Raw genomic sequence first — 18,009 nt, 5'->3', positions numbered from 1 at the left:
CTTGGTCGGGTCACTTGGCCTTCGGCTTGTCGGCCTTGCCCTTGGCGGCGGCGCCTTTCTTCGCCGCCGGCTTCCTCGCCGCCGTCGCGCGGCCCTTGGGCGTCTCGCCGGCGCCGGATTTCTTGCGTGCCGCCGGCTTCGGCGCGGCGCCCTTGCGGTAGCCGACGCCGTCCTTGGCGTCGTAGAAGAAGGTGACCGTCTCGCCCTCTTTCACCTCGCCCTTGAGCATCGCCGTGGCCAGGCGCGTCTCCAGTTGCTGGCGGATCTGCCGCTTCAGCTCGCGGGCGCCGAACTCCGGCTGGTAGGCCTCTTCGGCGAGGTGGCCGACCAGGCTGTCGTCGATGTGCAGGTAGATGTCCTGAGCGTGCGCGGCGCGCTTCACCCGCTCCAGTTGCAGGCGCACGATGTCCTCGATCTGCGCCTTGCTCAGCGACTCGAAGACGATCACCTCGTCGAGGCGGTTGAGGAATTCCGGGCGGAAATGTCCGCGCAGGGTAGTCATCAGTTCGCGCTTGAGCTTCTCCGGCGGCTGGGCGAACTCGCCGGCCTGGGCGTTCTTCATGATCAGCTCGGAGCCTAGGTTGCTGGTGGCGATGATGATGGTATTGGTGAAGTCCACCACGCGCCCCTTGCCGTCGGTCAGGCGGCCGTCGTCGAACACCTGCAGGAGGATGTTGTTGACGTCGGCGTGGGCCTTCTCGATCTCGTCGAGCAGGATCACGCTGTAAGGCCGCCGGCGCACCCGCTCGGTGAGCTGGCCGCCCTCGTCGTAGCCGACGTAGCCCGGCGGCGCACCGATCAGCCGGGACACCGCGTGGCGCTCCATGTATTCGCTCATGTCGATGCGGATCATCGCGTCTTCGTCGCCGAACACCACCTCGGCCAGGGCCTTGGCCAGCTCGGTCTTGCCCACCCCGGTCGGGCCGAGGAACAGGAAGGTGGCGATCGGCCGGCTGCCCTGGCGCAGCCCGGCGCGGGCCAGGCGCACGGCGTCGCTGACCGCGGTGATCGCTTCCTGCTGGCCGATCACCCGCTGGTGCAGGCGCTCTTCCATCTGCAGGAGCTTCTCGCGCTCCTCGGCGGTCAGTTCGGTGACCGGGATGCCGGTGAGCCTGGAGATGATCTCGGCGATGTCCTCGACCCGCACCTCCTCGGTCTTCGACCCCTGGGTCTGCTGCCAGCGCTCGGTGATCTGCTCGAGGTGTTCCTTGCGTTCCTGGATGCGTTTCTCGAAGACCTTCGCCTCGTCGTACCACTTGCGGCTGGCGGCGTAGTCCTGCTCGCGCTTGAGCTGCGCCAGCTCGGCCTCCAGTTCCTGGATCTCGGCCGGCCGCGAGGTGCTGGCGATGCGCACGCGGGCGGCGGCCTGGTCGATCAGGTCGATGGCCTTGTCCGGCAGGAAGCGGTTGCCGATGTAGCGATCGGACAGCTCGGCGGCGGCGACGAAGGCCTCGTCGCGGATGGTCACCTTGTGGTGGCCTTCGAGCTTGTCGCGCAGGCCACGGAGGATGGAGATGGTCTGCTCCACCGTCGGCTCGGGGACGAACACCGGCTGGAAGCGCCGCTCCAGCGCGGCGTCCTTCTCGATGTACTTCTGGTACTCGTTGAGGGTGGTGGCGCCGATCAGGTTCATCTCGCCGCGCGCCATCGCCGGCTTCAGCACGTTGGCCACGTCCAGCCCGCCTTCGCCGCCGCCCTGGCCGGCACCGACGATGGTGTGCACCTCGTCGATGAACAGGATGATCTCGCTCTGCGCCGCCTGCAGTTCGTCCATCACCTGCTTGAGGCGTTCCTCGAACTCACCGCGGTACTTGGCGCCGGCGACCATGGCGTTGATGTTCAGTTCGACCAGGCGCTTGTCGCGCAGCACCTCCGGCACCTCGCCCTGGACCATGCGCTGGGCCAGGCCTTCGACGATGGCGGTCTTGCCGACGCCGGGCTCGCCGATCAGCACCGGGTTGTTCTTCTTGCGCCGGGCGAGAACCTCGATGGTGGTCTCGACTTCCTTCGAGCGGCCGATCACCGGATCGAGCTTGCCTTCGCGGGCCAGCCGGGTCAGGTCGCGGCTGAACTTGTCCAGTTGCGGAGTGTTGCTCGGGCCGTCCACGCGGCCGTCCTCGGCGCCCTTGCCGACCACCTTGACCGCTTTCTGCCGTAGCGCCTGCTCGGTCAGGCCGTACTTCTTCAGGAGCGTCCCGGCGAAGCTGTCCGGCACCGCCGCCAGGCCGAGCAACAGGTGCTCGGGGCCGACATAGCTGTGGCCGAGTTCGCGGGACAGGGCGAAGGCATGCTGCAAGGCGCTCTTCACCCGCGGCGAGATGGTCATGTCCTCGCTCGCCTCGCCCTTGCTGGCGCCGCGCACGGCGTTGGCCTCGATGTACTGCTTGAGGTCGGCCGGCGACAGGCCGAACTGCTTGAGCACCGCCTGCACCACGTCGGCGTCGGCCAGGGCGTAGAGCAGGTGCTCGGTGTCCACTTCGCGCTTGCCGAATTCGGCGGCGACCTGCGCGGCGCGTTGCAGGTACTCGGTGGTCTGCTTGCTGAAGTACTCGGCGATGTCCACCGCCTCCGGCTCGCGGGCGCGCACCGGGGTGACCGGGCTCTGCTCGCCGAAGCCGGAGAAGATCTCGTCGAACGGGCTGCCGCCGCCGAACAGCGACTCCAGCGGCGAGCGCATGCGCTGCTGGCGCATCAACTGGCGGTAGTGCAGTTCGCAGAGGGCGAGTTCGCGGCGCTGGCCGTTCTGTACCAGGCTGACGCGGGCGACGGCGGGACGTTCGTGGCAGATAGCGCAAAGTTCCTGGGCCATGGGAGGACTCCTGTTTCCACGGAAGGTGGGCTTCGGCGACGGCAGCGGCGACCGGGGTCGCCGAGCGCTGCGTGGAGAACATCGCGACAAGGCGGTGAAGCACGCGCCGTCGAGCATGCAACGCGGGACATGTCCGTGCGATGACGAAGCGCCGACGTCGCATCCGCAGCCACTGACGGGGTGACTCTTGAGTACTAGCACAGCAGCCGGCGAGCGCCAGCGCTTCGGCTTGACCCAGGACAATGAAAGGCGACCTCTCTGGCCGCGACTTCCGCCGCAATGCCCGCTGTTCGCCCCGATCCGGTCGCCGGCCGTCCCATCGCGGCGAGAACTTCTCTATGCTTGGGCCCTGTCCGCCCGAGGGAGCCCGTCCATGAGCGAGCCGTTCCAGCTCACCCCCCGCATCGCCCGCCAACTGCCCTGGCTGGTTGCCGTCGCCTTCTTCATGCAAGCCCTCGACGGCACCATCCTCAACACCGCGCTGCCGAGCATGGCCAGTTCGCTGAACGAAAACCCGCTGCGCATGCAGGCGGTGGTGATCGCCTACCTGCTCACGGTGGCCCTGCTGATACCGGCCTCGGGGTGGATCGCCGACCGTTTCGGCACGCGCCGGGTGTTCCTCGGCGCGGTACTGCTGTTCAGCCTCGGCTCGTTGCTTTGCGCGCTGTCGCCGAGCCTCGAACTGCTGGTCGGCGCGCGCATCGTACAGGGCGTCGGCGGCGCGCTGATGATGCCGGTGGGACGGCTGGTGATCCTGCGCGTCTACCCGCGCCAGGACCTGGTGCGGGTGCTCAGCTTCGTCACCATTCCCGGCCTGCTCGGCCCGCTGGCGGGACCGACGCTGGGCGGCTGGCTGGTGGAGTACGCCTCCTGGCACTGGATCTTCCTGATCAACCTGCCGGTCGGCCTGCTCGGCTGCCTGGTGGCGATGAAGCTGATGCCGGACCTGCGCAGCCCGGTGCCGAGCCGTTTCGACAGCATCGGCTTCCTGCTCTTCGGCGGCTCCATGGTGCTGATCTCCATCGCCCTGGAAGGACTCGGCGAGCTGCACCTGTCGCACCTGCGCGTGGTCCTGCTGCTGATCGGCGGACTGGTCCTGCTCACCGCCTACTGGCTGCGCGCGCTACGCATCGACAAGCCGCTGTTCCCACCGAGCCTGTTCAAGGCGCGGACCTTCGCCGTCGGCATCCTCGGCAACCTGTTCGCCCGCCTGGGCAGCGGCGCCCTGCCCTTCCTCACCCCGCTGTTGCTGCAGGTGGGACTGGGCTACCCGCCCTCCACCGCGGGCATGACCATGATCCCGCTGGCGCTGTTCGCGATGGTCGCCAAGCCGATGGCCAAGCCACTGCTGGACTTCTTCGGCTATCGCAAGCTGCTGGTCGGCAACACCCTGATCCTCGGCTGCCTGATCGCCGGCTTCGGCCTGGTCGACCAGGACACCCCCTACGTCTGGCTGCTGCTGCACCTGAGCCTGCTCGGCGCGGTGAACTCCCTGCAATTCACGGCGATGAACACCCTCACCCTGATCGACCTGCAGGACAGCAACGCCAGCAGCGGCAACAGCCTGATGTCGGTGGTCGTGCAGTTGTCGATCAGCCTCGGCGTGGCTTGCGCGGCGGCGTTGCTGGGCGGTTTCCAGACCGACCTGGATACGGGGCAGGACACCGTACTCGGCGCCTTCCACGCCACCTATGTCAGCGTCGGCCTGATGTCGATGCTGGCCGCGGCGATCTTCTTCCAGCTCGGCAGCGAGGACGGTCGCACCAGCCCGCGCCGGGTCGATCCGGAAAAGGACCCGGACCTCTAGGATGGCCTGGATCGCTACGCTCAAGCGCTGGGCTCGCGAGCTGAAGACCGAGGTCATCGCCCTCTGGCTGTGCAGCCGCCATCCGCACATGCCCTGGCTGGCCCGACTGGTGGCTCTGCTGGTGGTGGCCTATGCGCTGAGTCCGATCGACCTGATCCCGGACTTCATACCGCTGCTCGGCTACCTCGACGACCTGTTGCTGGTGCCGCTGGGGATCTGGCTGGCGATCCGCCTCACCCCACCCACGCTGCTCGCCGAGTGCCGCGCGCGGGCTCGCGAGGTCGAGACGCACCCGCGCAACCTGTGGATGGCTGCGCTGATCGTGCTGTTCTGGGTGGCGCTGGGCGCTGGACTGCTGCGCTGGTTCTTCTACTGAGCGGCGAGCGCGCTGCAGGTAGGTTTGCGGGTAAAGGTTCGGGACACGTCGACCGCGCCGAGGTGTTCGAGCGTGCGGCGACCAAGCAGCACCGGATAGTTCATGTTGCCGCGGTCGCGCAGGGAGAACTGCTCGCGCAGCAGCTTGGCGCCCAGGCAGATGTCCATCGCCACCACCGGACGGCTGTCGCTGCCGCCGGCGCCGCGTACCTTGATCAGCCGCAGCACCTTGCGCTCGAAGGTCACGCTGACCGGCGCCTTGCTGTCGGCGGTGGGCAGCACGACATCGAAGCGCACCCAGCGCTCGCCGTCCTTCCTGTAGCGATGGATATTCCTCGCGTCCAGCGACGAGGTCAGCGCGCCGGTATCCAGCTTGGCCTTGGCCTGCATGCGCTCGGGCATCAGCCAGGACTGCTCGATCCAGCCCCAGTGCTCGGTGGCGGCATGGCAGGACGCGGAAGAGAACGACAGCGACAACAGCGCGGCGAAGGCCAGACGACGGGATTGCACAGGCTTCATCGAAACGACTCCGAACGGGACCGGGCCACTCTGGGCGGGAACTCGTCAAGACAGGGTGAACGGCAGGCGAAGACAGTGTGACGGTTTTCTCCGGGCAATAAAAAACCCGGATGCTTCCATCCGGGTTCTTCGGGCTGGGGCCCAGGGATCTTAGTTGATCACCTGAACGCGCTCGGCCTGCATGCCTTTCTGGCCTTGTACGACTTCGAAGCTGACCTTCTGGCCTTCGGCCAGGGTCTTGAAGCCGTTACCTTCGATGGCACGGAAGTGAACGAAAACGTCCGGGCCGCTTTCCGGGGTAATGAAGCCGTAGCCTTTGGTTTCGTTGAACCACTTAACGGTGCCGTTCTGACGGGACATTGCAAGTTCTCCTTGGAACTATGGGTATTGATTTAGCCACGAAATCGTAGCCGGTAACTGAGTTGCAAGGAGTTACAAGGAGTCGAGCAGGACGGGCTGGAATTTCCGACCGCATCAGGTCACGATCGACGGCGACCCATGCAAACACAGTGTCAGCACTCTACGACAAAAAACTGAGGAAAGCGAACCTGTATAAAAATACAGAAACGCGCTTTTTTCGTTTTTCGGACGAACGGTACTGGCCAAAGATACATTGCCTGTCGCTGCTGCTCCGGCGGCGATCGCACGCGGCAAGCCGCCGCAGGCTGCTAGACTAGCCGCTCGTATCGCCTGCCGAGCCCTGCCCCGTGACCTCCACCGCTTTCTCCTCGCTGCCGCTTTCCGCGGACCTCCTGGCCAATCTCGACTCCCTCGGTTACCGGGAGATGACGCCGATCCAGGCGCAGAGCCTGCCGCTGATCCTCCAGGGCCACGACCTGATCGCCCAGGCCAAGACCGGCAGCGGCAAGACCGCGGCCTTCGGCCTCGCCCTGCTCAGCCCGCTGAACCCGCGCTACTTCGGCTGCCAGGCGCTGGTGCTGTGCCCGACCCGCGAACTGGCCGACCAGGTCGCCAAGGAGATCCGCCGGCTGGCCCGCGCCGCCGACAACATCAAGGTCCTGACCCTCTGCGGCGGCGTCCCCTACGGCCCGCAGGTGGCTTCGCTGGAGCACGGCGCGCACGTGGTGGTCGGCACCCCGGGGCGCATCCAGGAGCACCTGCGCAAGGGCACCCTGGTCCTCGACGGGCTCAATACCCTGGTCCTCGACGAAGCCGACCGGATGCTCGACATGGGCTTCTACGACAGCATCGCCGAGATCATCGGCCAGCTCCCCGAGCGCCGGCAGACCCTGCTGTTCTCCGCCACCTACCCGTACGGCATCGAGAAGCTGGCGAAGACCTTCATGCGCGATCCGCGACAGGTGAGGGTCGAGTCGCTGCACGCCGACAGCCAGATCGAGCAACGTTTCTTCGAGATCGATCCGAAACAGCGCATGGACGCCGTGGTACGCCTGCTCCAGCATTTCCGGCCACAGTCCAGCGTGGCCTTCTGCCAGACCCGCCAGCAGTGCCAGGAGCTGGCCGACGCACTGAAGGCGCAGCGGATTTCCGCCCTGGCCCTGCACGGCGACCTGGAGCAGCGCGAGCGCGACCAGGTCCTGACGGTGTTCGCCAACCGCAGTTGCAACGTACTGGTGGCCACCGACGTGGCCGCCCGCGGGCTGGACATCGCCGCCCTGGAAACGGTGATCAACGTCGAGCTGGCGCGTGACCCGGAGGTCCACATCCATCGCATCGGACGCAGCGGTCGCGCCGGCGAGAAAGGCCTGGCCCTGTCGCTGGTGGCGCCGGCCGAGGCCAGCCGCGCGCAGGCCATCGAGGACCTGCAGAAGCAGCCGCTGGCCTGGTACGCCCTCGGCCAGTTGAAGGCCAGCCCGGAACCATTGCTGCCGCCGATGAGCACCCTGTGCATCGCCGGCGGACGCAAGGACAAGGTGCGCCCCGGCGACCTGCTCGGTGCCCTCACCGGCGACGCCGGGCTGCCCGGCAGCGCGGTGGGCAAGATCGCCATCTTCGACTTCCAGGCCTTCGTCGCCATCGAGCGCGGCCTCGCCCACCAGGCCCTCAAGCGCCTGAGCGAAGGCAAGATCAAGGGTCGCTCGTTCAAGGTCCGCCTGCTTTAGCGCGCCGCCGCTTCGCTCGCCGGGCCCGCTCCGGCGCGCGATATCGCCGCCGGGTAACGTTCGGCGCGGCGACGACGTCTTAGCGTTCGCAGGCACGAAGCCTGCATCCGCCAGATGCCCGGCTCGACCGAGTTGCCCACGGCAGCGTTTCCTGCGACTGCGGCGGGCAGCGGACTTCCAGTCGCGCGAAATCGGCCGATTGAATTAGCCGGACAGGCCACATAGGCTGAACCACGGACCATCGGATAGCACTCCGCCCCCATGCCGCCCTCTTCGTTGACACACACGCTCCGCCGCCTCTGGGCCCTCGACAAGTTCGCCTATAGCCTGCGGGTATTCATCGCCCTGGCCGGCGCCCTGCTGCTGTGCTGGTGGCAGGACCGCATCGAGCTGCTGATCCCGCTGTTCCTCGGGATCATCGCCAGCGCCCTGGCGGAGACCGACGACAACTGGCTCGGCCGCCTGCAAGCGCTGCTGGTGACCCTGCTGTGCTTCAGCGTCGCCGCCTTCGCCGTCGAGTTGCTGTTCCCCTATCCCTGGCTGTTCGTTTCCGGGATGGCGCTGTCGGCGTTCGGCATGATCCTCCTCGGCGCCCTCGGCGAGCGCTATGCGGCGATCGCCTCGGCGACCCTGATCCTCTCGATCTACACCATGATCGGCGTGGACCAGCGCGGCGGCGAGGTCGCCGATGTCTGGCACGAACCGCTGCTGCTGGTGGCCGGGGCGGCCTGGTACGGGCTGCTCTCGGTACTGTGGAACGCGCTGTTCTCCAACCAGCCGGTGCAGCAGAGTCTTTCCCGCCTGTATTTCGAGCTGGGCGAATACCTGAGGATCAAGTCGAGCCTGTTCGAACCGTTGCGCCAGCTCGACGTGGAGGGCCAGCGCCTCGCCCTGGCAAGGCAGAACGGCAAGGTGGTGGTGGCGCTGAACCAGGCCAAGGAGACCATTCTCAACCGCCTCGGCCATGGCCGGCCGGGCCCCAAGGTGAGCCGCTACCTGAAGCTCTATTTCATCGCCCAGGACGTCCACGAGCGCGCCAGTTCCTCGCACTACCCGTACAACCGGCTGGCCGAGGCGTTCTTCCACAGCGACGTGCTGTTCCGCTGCCAGCGCCTGCTCAACCAGCAGGGCAAGGCCTGCCAGGCCCTGGCGCGGGCTATCCGCCTGCGCCAGCCGTTCGACTACGCCGACCGCGAGCTGGCCCTGGAGGACCTCCAGGCCTCGCTCGAACACCTGCGCCAGCAGAGCAACCCGGCCTGGAAGGGCCTGCTGCGCTCGCTCGGCGCCCTGGCCGCCAACCTCACCACGCTGGACCGCAAGCTGGCCGGGGCGAGCAACCCGGACGCCATCGCCGACGAACAGGACAGCGCCCTGCTCGACCGCTCGCCGCGCAGCCTGAAGGACGCCTTCGAGCGCCTGCGCCAGCAGCTCACCCCGACCTCGCTGCTGTTCCGCCACGGCCTGCGCATGGCCCTGGCGCTGACCGCCGGCTACGGCGTGCTGCACTGGATCCATCCGACCCAGGGCTACTGGATACTGCTCACCACGGTGTTCGTCTGCCAGCCCAACTATGGCGCGACCCGCCTGCGCCTGGTGCAGCGGATCCTCGGTACGGTGGTCGGCCTGGTGGTCGGCTGGGCGCTGATCGACCTGTTCCCCAGCCCGCTGGTGCAGTCGCTGTTCGCGGTCGCCGCCGGGGTCGCCTTCTTCGCCACCCGCAGCAGTCGCTATACCCTGGCGACGGCGGCGATCACCCTGCTGGTGCTGTTCTGCTTCAACCAGGTCGGCGATGGCTACGGACTGATCCTGCCCCGCCTGTTCGATACCTTGCTGGGCAGCCTGATCGCCGGCCTCGCGGTGTTCCTGGTGCTGCCCGACTGGCAGGGCCGCCGGCTCAACCGCATGCTCGCCAACACCCTCGCCTGCAACAGCCGTTACCTGCGGCAGATCATGCAGCAGTACGCCACCGGCAAGCGCGACAACCTCGACTACCGCACCGCCCGGCGCAACGCGCACAACGCCGACGCGGCGCTCTCGACCACCCTGTCGAACATGCTCCTGGAACCCGGCCACTTCAGGAAGGACGCCGAGATCGGCTTCCGCTTCCTGGTCCTCTCGCACACCCTGCTCAGCTATCTATCCGGTCTCGGCGCGCACCGCGAAAGCCTGCCCGAGGACGCCAGCGACGGCCTCCTGGAGCGCGCCGCCGAGCGGCTCTCCGCCAGCCTCGAGGAAATCGCCGCGAGCCTGGAACAGAAACGCCCGGTCGCCATCTACAGCGAAGAGGAGGAAGCGCTGGCCAAGGAACTGGAGCAGATGCCCGAGGACATGGACGACAGCCATCGCCTGGTACAGACCCAACTGGCGCACATCTGCCGCCAGCTCGCCCCGCTGCGCACCCTGGCCGCGCACTTGCTGAAGAAGGAACTGGCCGGCGCGCAGCCACTGCCAGGCCAGCCCTAGCGCGCGCCGTAGCGCTCCAGCAGGCGCTGGTAGCTGCCGTCGTCGCGCATGCCGCGGATGGCCAGGTCGAAGCCGTCGACGATCTCGTCATGCCGGGGATTCCTCAGGCTCACCAGCAGGTGCAGGCCGTTCTCGCCAAGCGGGATGGGCAGTACCTCCAGCTTGTCGCGCAAATCGGCCAGTTCGCCCTTGAAGGCGACCCCCAGCGCCAGCTCGTCCTCCACCGCCAGGTCGACCCGCCCCGCCTCGAGCATCCGCGCGGCGTTGGCGAAGCTGGTCACGTTGACCTTCTGCAGACGGCTGTCACGGTCGAATTCGGGCGCGTAGGCATAGTCGCGCACGACCGCGATGCGGTAGGGACGCAGGTCGCTCAGGCGGGAAAACTCGATACCCCGCCCCTTGCGTTGCAGCAGGCGGATGCGGTTGCTCAGGTAGGCGCGGGAAAACTGCCCGTAGAGGCTGCGGGCGGGCTCGTACCAGGCGCTCAGGGCGATGTCGTAGTCGCCGCTGCGCACGCCGTACAGGGCACGCGACCAGGGTACCTGCTGGAAACTCGAGTCGAAGCCGGCGCGCTTGAGCGCGGTGGTCACCAGTTCCACCGCCAGGCCGTTGCCAGGCAGGCGCGAATCGACGAAAGGCGGCCAGGAGTCGCCGACCAGGCGCAGGTTGGCGGCAGGCAGCGCGCAAGGGAGGAGCAATGTCAGCAGCAGGAGTGCGCATCGCAGCATGAAGGAGCGTCCCGGGAGTGGATCGCCACAGCATAGCCATCCCGACCCCGGGCACGCATGTCCCCGTGTCGCGGCTCGATGATATTTCCATCACAAACCGCACGCGTTCACCTATCCTCTTCCTCTCCGGCGGCCTTTTCGTTCCGCGGCGCGGCACCTGCGTACTTGCCGCCGAAGAGTTCGATCGGCATCGGGAAGACGATGGTCGAACTCTTGTCGCCGGCGATCGCGCCGAGGGTCTGCATGTAGCGCAACTGCATGGCGCCACTCTGCCGGCCGAGCATCTGCGCCGCCTGCATGAGTTTCTCCGAGGCTTGCAGCTCGCCCTCGGCATGGATCACCTTGGCCCTGCGCTCACGCTCCGCCTCGGCCTGCCGGGCGATGGCGCGAACCATCGATTCGTTGAGATCGACGTGCTTGATTTCCACATTCGCCACCTTGATGCCCCAGGCGTCGGTCTGCGCATCGAGCACTTGCTGGATATCCAGGTTCAGGCGCTCGCGCTCGGCGAGCATCTCGTCCAGCTCGTGCTTGCCCAGCACCGCGCGCAGGGTGGTCTGGGCCAACTGGCTGGTGGCGGCCAGGTAGTTCTCCACCTGGATGATCGCCTTCTGCGGATCGAGCACGCGGAAGTACACCACCGCGTTGACCTTCACCGAAACGTTGTCGCGGGAAATCACATCCTGCGGCGGCACGTCGAGGACGATGGTGCGCAGGTCGATGCGCACCATCTGCTGGATCGCCGGGATCACCAGCACCAGCCCCGGCCCCTTGACCTTCCAGAACCGCCCGAGCTGGAACACCACGCCGCGCTCGTACTCGCGGAGGATGCGCAGCGCGCTGAACAGCAGCAGCGCGAGGAACACCAGCAACATCGCCAAACCATAGGAAATACCCATCATCCACCTCCTTCATCGGCCAGCGCGACTTCCAGGAGCAGGCCCTTGCGCGCCAGCACCCAGACCGGCTGGCCCACCGCCAGCGGCCGCGCGGCGAGCACCCGCCAGCGCTCGCCCTGGAGCAGCACCCAGCCTGCGCAGGGTTGTTCGGAATCCACCGCCGCCACCGTCGCCAGGCTGCCGACCAATCCGGCGGTGCCACTTACCACCGCTTGCCGGCGAGTACGCAGGGCCATGCCCAGCAGACCGACGATCAGCGCGGCGCTGAGCAACGCCAAGGCCACCACCAGGCCGGGCGGAATGCCGTAGCCGGGCACCTCGGTATCGATCAGGATCAGCGCGCCGACCACGAACGAGACGATTCCGCCGATGCCGAGCACGCCGAAGCTGGCGACGAACGCCTCGCCCACCATGAACGCCAGGCCCAGCGCGATCAGCGCCAGCCCGGCGTAGTTGACCGGCAGCATCTGCAGGGCGTACAGGCCAAGCAGCAGGCAGATGCCGCCGAGCACGCCGGGCAACGCCATGCCGGGATTGGCCAGTTCGAAGATCAGCCCGTAGATGCCGATCATCATCAGGATCAGCGCCACGCTGGGATCGGTGAGCACCGCCAGCAACCGCGCGCGCCAGTCCGGTGCCTGGCGCTCGACCGTGGCGCCGGCGGTAGCCAGGGTAAGCGCGCGCTCGCCGACGCGCAGGCTGCGGCCGTCGAGCTGGCGCAGCAGGTCGGGGAGGTCGCGGGCCTGCAGGTCGATCACCTTCTGCGCCGCCGCCTCGTGCGCCGCCAGGCTGACCGCCTCGCGCACCGCGCGCTCGGCCCATTCGACGTTGCGCCCGCGCAACTGCGCGAGGCCACGGATATAGGCGGCGGCGTCGTTGACCTGCTTGCGCGCCATGGGTTCGGCGTCCCGCACCGGGGGCTTCTCTGCGGGCTTGTCCGGCGTCCCCAGGCGCACCGGGGTGGCGGCGCCGAGGTTGGTCCCCGGCGCCATCGCCGCGATATGGCAGGCATACAGGATGTAGGTGCCGGCGCTCGCCGCCCGCGCCCCGCTGGGCGCGACGAAACCGGCGACCGGCACCTGGCTGGCGAGGATCGCCTTGACGATGCGCCGCATCGATGCGTCCAGGCCGCCGGGCGTGTCCAGTTCCAGCACCACCAGTTGCGCGCCGTCCTCGGCGGCACGCTCAATGCCGCGCACCAGGTAATCGGCGCTGGCCGGGCCGATCGCACCATCCACCGAGAGCACCCGAACCGGTCCGGAGGCCGCGAGACAGGCCGGGCCGGCGAAGCACAGCAACAGCGCCAGCGCGAGCCGGCACAGCATCCGCATATCGACCTCCCCGACCGCCCGGCCGGGCCACCCCGGGACGAAGGTGCTCGTCCCGCGCACCGGGCCGGCAAGCGACCGGCCCCGCCGCGCACTTCTCAGTCTAGTTCAGTGGCTCTCGCCTTCCCCGCGCGTGTCCGGATCGGCAAATCCCTCAACATGCCAACTTTTTAGCGACGAAATGATGGCACTCGCCACAGGAATTCATTAATCTTCGCGGCCGCAGCGGGCAGGCCGCCTGGCGCCCGACCCCATCCGGCTTCCGGCGGCCTCCCGCGGCCCTTGTCCTTTCTTCGCCAGACGAAGCCGGTATGCGCAAGACATAACTTGTCACAATCGCCTGCCCATCATGTGCCGGTCATCCCCAGCGCGGACCCGCACCATGACCTCCGATGTCCTTCCCGCCGACGCCGTCGTCAGTGCCGCCGGCAACGCGCACAAGCCCCATCTCGAGCAGCGTCCCGGCCGCCTCACCGCCCTCGTATTCTTCGCCGTGCTCGCCACCGGACTGCTGTTCAGCGCCTACAGCCTGATGCAGGACGTCGATGACGTCGGTTCCGCGATCACCACCTGGACGCCCTTCCTGCTGCTCGGCGTGGCCCTGCTGATCGCCCTCGGCTTCGAGTTCGTCAACGGCTTCCACGACACTGCCAACGCGGTGGCCACGGTGATCTACACCCACTCGCTGCCGCCGCACTTCGCGGTGGTCTGGTCGGGTTGCTTCAACTTTCTCGGCGTATTGCTCTCCAGCGGCGCGGTGGCCTTCGGCATCATCGCCCTGCTGCCGGTGGAACTGATCCTGCAGGTCGGTTCCTCGGCCGGCTTCGCCATGGTCTTCGCCCTGCTGATCGCCGCCATCCTGTGGAACCTCGGGACCTGGTGGCTGGGCCTGCCGGCGTCGTCCTCGCACACCCTGATCGGCTCGATCATCGGCGTCGGCGTGGCCAACGCGCTGATGCTCGGGCGCGACGGCACCAGCGGGGTGGACTGGGGCCAGGCAACCAAGGTCGGCTATTCCCTGCTGCTCTCGCCGCTGATCGGCTTCGCCTGCGCCGCCCTGTTGCTCCTGGCGCTGCGCCTGCTGGTGAAGAACCGCGCGCTGTACAAGGCGCCGAAGGGCAAGGCGCCGCCGCCTTGGTGGATCCGCGGCCTGCTGATCCTGACCTGTACCGGGGTGTCCTTCGCCCACGGCTCCAACGACGGGCAGAAAGGCATGGGCCTGATCATGCTGATCCTGGTCGGCACCCTGCCGATGGCCTACGCCCTGAACCGCACCATGCCGGCGGACCAGGCAGTGCAGTTCGCCGCCGTCGCCGAGGTCACCCAGCAAGCGCTGGTGAAGAGCGCGCCGCAACCGGCGCCGGCCGATCCGCGCCAGGTACTCTCCGACTACGTGCGCAGCAAGCAGGCATCGCCTGAGCTGATCCCGGCGCTGGCCGCCCTGACCGGCTCGATCGGCCAGGAAGTGAAAGGCTATGGCGCGTTCTCGCGGGTACCGGCGCAAGCCATGGGCAACGTGCGCAACGACATGTACCTGACCTCCGAGGCGATCCGCCTGATGGACAAGGACGACGTCGGCCGCTTCGACGCAGACACCCGCGGCAAGTTGCAGGCGTTCAAGCGGAAGATCGACGACGCCACCAAGTTCATCCCGCTATGGGTGAAGATCGCCGTGGCCATCGCCCTCGGCCTGGGCACCATGGTCGGCTGGAAACGCATCGTGGTGACGGTCGGCGAGAAGATCGGCAAGACCCACCTGACCTACGCCCAGGGCGCCTCGGCGGAAACCGTGGCGATGCTGACCATTGGCGCGGCGGACCTGTATGGCTTGCCGGTATCCACCACCCATGTACTGTCTTCCGGGGTGGCCGGGACCATGGCGGCGAACGGTTCGGGACTACAGTGGAAGACCATCCGCAACCTGCTGATGGCCTGGGTGCTGACGCTGCCGGCGGCGATCCTGCTCTCAGCCTCGCTCTACTGGCTGCTCACCCGGCTGTTCTGAAACACGGCGGCCGGCACGGGTGCCGGCCGCTCGTCGCGCCGATCAGGGCAGGACTTCGTCTTCCTTGAACTGGTCCTTGATGTAGGTGATCTCGGTCTTGCCGTGGGGCGCCGGCAGGCCGTCCGGGCCGAGGTTGACGAAGACCATCTTGTCGATGGTGAGGATGCTCTTGCGGGTGATCTTGTTGCGCACGTGGCAGGTCATGGTCAGCGAGGTACGACCGAAGTCGGTGGCGGTGATGCCCAGCTCGATGATGTCGCCCTGGCGCGCCGAGCTGACGAAGTTGATCTCGGAAATGTACTTGGTGACCACGCGCTGGTTGCCCAGCTGGATGATCGCATAGATCGCCGCTTCTTCGTCGATCCAGCGCAGCAGGCTGCCGCCGAACAGGGTGCCGTTGGGGTTGAGATCTTCTGGCTTGACCCACTTGCGGGTGTGGAAATTCATGTGAACTCCTGGTGTGGTGCCCCACGGCCGCCATCCTGGCCGTCGTGGAGGATGCCCGGCGGTATCGCCGCCGCGGCTCCGCGGGACCCGGCGGATCGGCCCGGTCCCGGGGCGGCGCGTCCTGCCTGCGCCACCCGATGTTCCTGCGCGTTCAGCCCAGCCCGTTGGCCTCGCGGTACTGCCTGGCCTCTTCCACCAGCCAGTCGCGGAAGGCATTGAGCATCGCCGATTCGACCCTGCGCTCGGGAATGATCAGGTAATACGCATTCTCGCTCAAATAGGCATGTTGCATGGGCACGATAAGCCTTCCGTCGGCCAGCTCGTCCTGGATCAGGAAGGGCGGTATCAGGGCCACGCCCATGCCGTGCATGGCCGCCTGGGCAAGCATGGAGAACAGCTCGTAGCGCGGCCCGCTCATGTCGTGGGCGACGTTCAGTCCCTGGGAGTGAAACCACTGGCGCCAAGCGTAGGGCCGGGTGCTCTGCTGCATCAGCGGCAGCCCGGCGACCTGCTCGGCGCTCAGCGTTCGACGCCCGCCCAGCAGCTCCGGGCTGCACACCGGCACCGGATTCTCGCGCATCAGGAAATGCGAGACGGTACCCGACCAGTCGGCGTCGCCGAAGTACAGCGCGGCGTCGAACTCGGTGTCGGCGAAGAGGAACGGGCGGGTGCGGTTGGTCAGGTTGACCGTGACCTCCGGGTGCAGCCGCTGGAAACGCTTGAGCCGCGGCAACAGCCATTGGGTGCCGAAGGTCGGCACCACCGCCAGTTCGATCGCGCCGCCGCCCTGGTGCCCCATCACCGCCAGGGTGTCGCGCTCCACCGCGTCGAGGCGTACCGCCACCCGCCGGCTATAGGACAGCCCGGCCTCGGTGAGCTTGACCCCGCGCCGCGAGCGACGGAACAGCTCGACACCGAGGAACTCCTCGAGCGTGGCGATCTGCCGGCAGATCGCGCTCTGGGTCAGGGACAACTCCTCCGCCGCCTTGGTGAAGCTCTCGTGGCGCGCGGCGGATTCGAAGCTGACCAGCGCGGCGGTGGAAGGGATCTTGCGTCGCATGGAGGACTCCGGAGTGCCGGTTTCGCATCTATGACGCCCAGGTCACGATTCCTCGCGCCTCTTCAAGGGCATGAAATACGAGACTCATTTTCTCGGAGTGAGAAAATAGCACAAGTGCGTGCGAATTCCTCGTTTGCCGCCCCATTCGCTAGGCTCTTAGGATGCTTCCATTCCGGCTGGCCCACGCCAGCCTCCGCTACCGCTTGACGAGGATGTACGCATGGCCACCAAAGCTAGCTTCAACTGGGAAGATCCCCTGCTGCTGGACCAGCAGCTCACCGAAGAAGAGCGCATGGTTCGCGACAGCGCCCAGCAGTTCGCCCAGGACAAGCTGGCCCCGCGCGTGCTCGAAGCCTTCCGCCACGAACAGACCGACCCGAAGATCTTCCGCGAGATGGGCGAGACCGGCCTGCTCGGCGCGACCATTCCCGAAGCCTACGGCGGCAGCGGCCTCAACTACGTCTGCTATGGCCTGATCGCTCGCGAAGTCGAGCGCGTCGACTCCGGCTATCGCTCGATGATGAGCGTGCAGTCCTCGCTGGTGATGGTGCCGATCCATGAATTCGGCAACGAAGCCACCCGGCAGAAGTACCTGCCCAAGCTGGCCAGCGGCGAATACATCGGCTGCTTCGGCCTGACCGAGCCGAACCACGGTTCCGACCCGGGCTCGATGGTCACCCGGGCGAAGAAGGTCGACGGCGGCTATCGCCTGAGCGGCAGCAAGATGTGGATCACCAACAGCCCGATCGCCGACGTCTTCGTGGTCTGGGCCAAGGATGACGAAGGGCAGATCCGCGGCTTCGTCCTCGAGAAGGGCTGGGAAGGTCTGAGCGCCCCGGCGATCCATGGCAAGGTCGGCCTGCGTGCCTCGATCACCGGCGAGATCGTGATGGACAACGTGTTCGTTCCGGAAGAGAACGCCTTCCCCGAAGTGCGCGGCCTGCGCGGTCCGTTCACCTGCCTGAACTCGGCGCGCTACGGGATCTCCTGGGGCGCCCTGGGCGCCGCCGAATTCTGCTGGCACACCGCCCGCCAGTACGTGCTCGACCGCCAGCAGTTCGGCCGCCCGCTGGCCGCCAACCAACTGATCCAGAAGAAGCTGGCCGACATGCAGACCGAGATCACCCTGGCCCTGCAAGGCTGCCTGCGCCTGGGGCGGATGAAGGACGAAGGCACCGCGGCGGTGGAAATCACCTCGATCATGAAGCGCAACAGCTGCGGCAAGGCCCTCGACATCGCCCGCCTGGCCCGCGACATGCTGGGCGGCAACGGCATCTCCGACGAATTCGGCATCGCCCGCCACCTGGTCAACCTGGAAGTGGTGAACACCTACGAGGGCACCCACGATGTCCACGCGCTGATCCTCGGCCGCGCGCAGACCGGCATCCAGGCATTCTTCTGAGCCACCGAGCAACACCCCGGCGCGCTTTTTCACGGTAGCGCGCCGGCCGCCGGGGAGACGGGCAAGGAACCCGTCTTCCCGGC

General features: G+C 67.3%; 14 protein-coding genes. 6 read left to right on the top strand and 8 right to left on the bottom strand.

The window, feature by feature from the left end; all coding sequences use genetic code 11:
• Positions 1-10: 10 nt before the first annotated feature.
• Positions 11-2,809 carry an AAA family protein disaggregase ClpG gene (clpG, locus tag ACM0M4_RS02515; RefSeq protein WP_003117917.1) on the bottom strand — a complete coding sequence of 933 codons (2,799 nt, stop codon included), beginning with the start codon at positions 2,807-2,809 and terminating at the stop codon, positions 11-13.
• 373 nt (positions 2,810-3,182) lie between these two features.
• Between clpG and mdtD the strand changes: the two genes are divergently transcribed.
• Together mdtD and ACM0M4_RS02505 are read left to right on the top strand one after the other, a co-directional pair.
• Positions 3,183-4,616: a multidrug transporter subunit MdtD gene (mdtD, locus tag ACM0M4_RS02510; RefSeq protein ID WP_003084717.1), complete on the top strand. Its 1,434-nt coding sequence runs from the start codon at positions 3,183-3,185 to the stop codon at positions 4,614-4,616.
• A 1-nt stretch (position 4,617) separates the two neighbouring features.
• Entirely contained in the window at positions 4,618-4,992 is a 375-nt protein-coding gene (locus ACM0M4_RS02505) for a YkvA family protein (protein ID WP_003099935.1), read from the top strand.
• Here the strand turns inward: ACM0M4_RS02505 and ACM0M4_RS02500 are convergent.
• Positions 4,986-5,510 (bottom strand): ATP-dependent zinc protease, encoded by a 525-nt coding sequence (locus ACM0M4_RS02500; RefSeq protein WP_003099931.1) that lies wholly within the window; start codon positions 5,508-5,510, stop codon positions 4,986-4,988. The genes ACM0M4_RS02505 and ACM0M4_RS02500 overlap by 7 nt on opposite strands.
• Before the next feature lie 150 nt (positions 5,511-5,660).
• A complete protein-coding gene (locus tag ACM0M4_RS02495) occupies positions 5,661-5,870 on the bottom strand; it encodes a cold-shock protein (RefSeq protein WP_003084710.1) in 210 nt (69 codons plus the stop codon).
• A 347-nt stretch (positions 5,871-6,217) separates the two neighbouring features.
• Between ACM0M4_RS02495 and dbpA the strand changes: the two genes are divergently transcribed.
• Positions 6,218-7,594, top strand: coding sequence for an ATP-dependent RNA helicase DbpA (gene dbpA / locus ACM0M4_RS02490; RefSeq protein WP_054375861.1), 1,377 nt, complete (start codon positions 6,218-6,220; stop codon positions 7,592-7,594).
• 261 nt (positions 7,595-7,855) lie between these two features.
• Positions 7,856-10,057: a YccS family putative transporter gene (yccS, locus tag ACM0M4_RS02485; protein WP_434323990.1), complete on the top strand. Its 2,202-nt coding sequence runs from the start codon at positions 7,856-7,858 to the stop codon at positions 10,055-10,057.
• Here the strand turns inward: yccS and ACM0M4_RS02480 are convergent.
• The 3 genes from ACM0M4_RS02480 to ACM0M4_RS02470 form a co-directional block, all read right to left on the bottom strand.
• Positions 10,054-10,785 carry a substrate-binding periplasmic protein gene (locus ACM0M4_RS02480; RefSeq protein WP_003099929.1) on the bottom strand — a complete coding sequence of 244 codons (732 nt, stop codon included), beginning with the start codon at positions 10,783-10,785 and terminating at the stop codon, positions 10,054-10,056. The two genes, yccS and ACM0M4_RS02480, sit on opposite strands and share 4 nt — an antisense overlap.
• 107 nt (positions 10,786-10,892) lie before the next feature.
• Complete coding sequence (locus ACM0M4_RS02475) at positions 10,893-11,687, bottom strand: slipin family protein (RefSeq protein WP_034045491.1); 795 nt, start codon at positions 11,685-11,687, stop codon at positions 10,893-10,895.
• The gene (locus ACM0M4_RS02470; protein WP_115288945.1) at positions 11,684-13,015 is read right to left on the bottom strand and encodes an NfeD family protein; all 1,332 of its coding nucleotides are present in this window, start codon (positions 13,013-13,015) and stop codon (positions 11,684-11,686) included. Before ACM0M4_RS02470 ends, ACM0M4_RS02475 begins: the two co-directional genes overlap by 4 nt.
• A 379-nt stretch (positions 13,016-13,394) precedes the next feature.
• On the opposite strand from ACM0M4_RS02470, the gene ACM0M4_RS02465 reads away from it, so the two are divergent.
• Entirely contained in the window at positions 13,395-15,017 is a 1,623-nt protein-coding gene (locus ACM0M4_RS02465) for an inorganic phosphate transporter (RefSeq protein ID WP_119522746.1), read from the top strand.
• A gap of 42 nt (positions 15,018-15,059) precedes the next feature.
• Here ACM0M4_RS02465 and ACM0M4_RS02460 read toward each other — a convergent pair whose 3' ends face one another.
• Together ACM0M4_RS02460 and ACM0M4_RS02455 are read right to left on the bottom strand one after the other, a co-directional pair.
• Entirely contained in the window at positions 15,060-15,464 is a 405-nt protein-coding gene (locus ACM0M4_RS02460; RefSeq protein WP_003084686.1) for an acyl-CoA thioesterase, read from the bottom strand.
• A gap of 151 nt (positions 15,465-15,615) precedes the next feature.
• Positions 15,616-16,524 carry a LysR family transcriptional regulator gene (locus ACM0M4_RS02455; protein ID WP_003109731.1) on the bottom strand — a complete coding sequence of 303 codons (909 nt, stop codon included), beginning with the start codon at positions 16,522-16,524 and terminating at the stop codon, positions 15,616-15,618.
• 220 nt (positions 16,525-16,744) lie between these two features.
• Here ACM0M4_RS02455 and ACM0M4_RS02450 point away from each other — a divergent pair, with 220 nt between their 5' ends.
• Complete coding sequence (locus tag ACM0M4_RS02450) at positions 16,745-17,926, top strand: acyl-CoA dehydrogenase (RefSeq protein ID WP_003084682.1); 1,182 nt, start codon at positions 16,745-16,747, stop codon at positions 17,924-17,926.
• Positions 17,927-18,009: the final 83 nt, after the last annotated feature.

Origin of the sequence: Pseudomonas sp. 18-147 (genome assembly GCF_051048045.1) — a bacterium.
Lineage (GTDB): Bacteria > Pseudomonadota > Gammaproteobacteria > Pseudomonadales > Pseudomonadaceae > Pseudomonas > Pseudomonas aeruginosa.
This window is presented reverse-complemented; position numbering and strand designations above follow the sequence as displayed.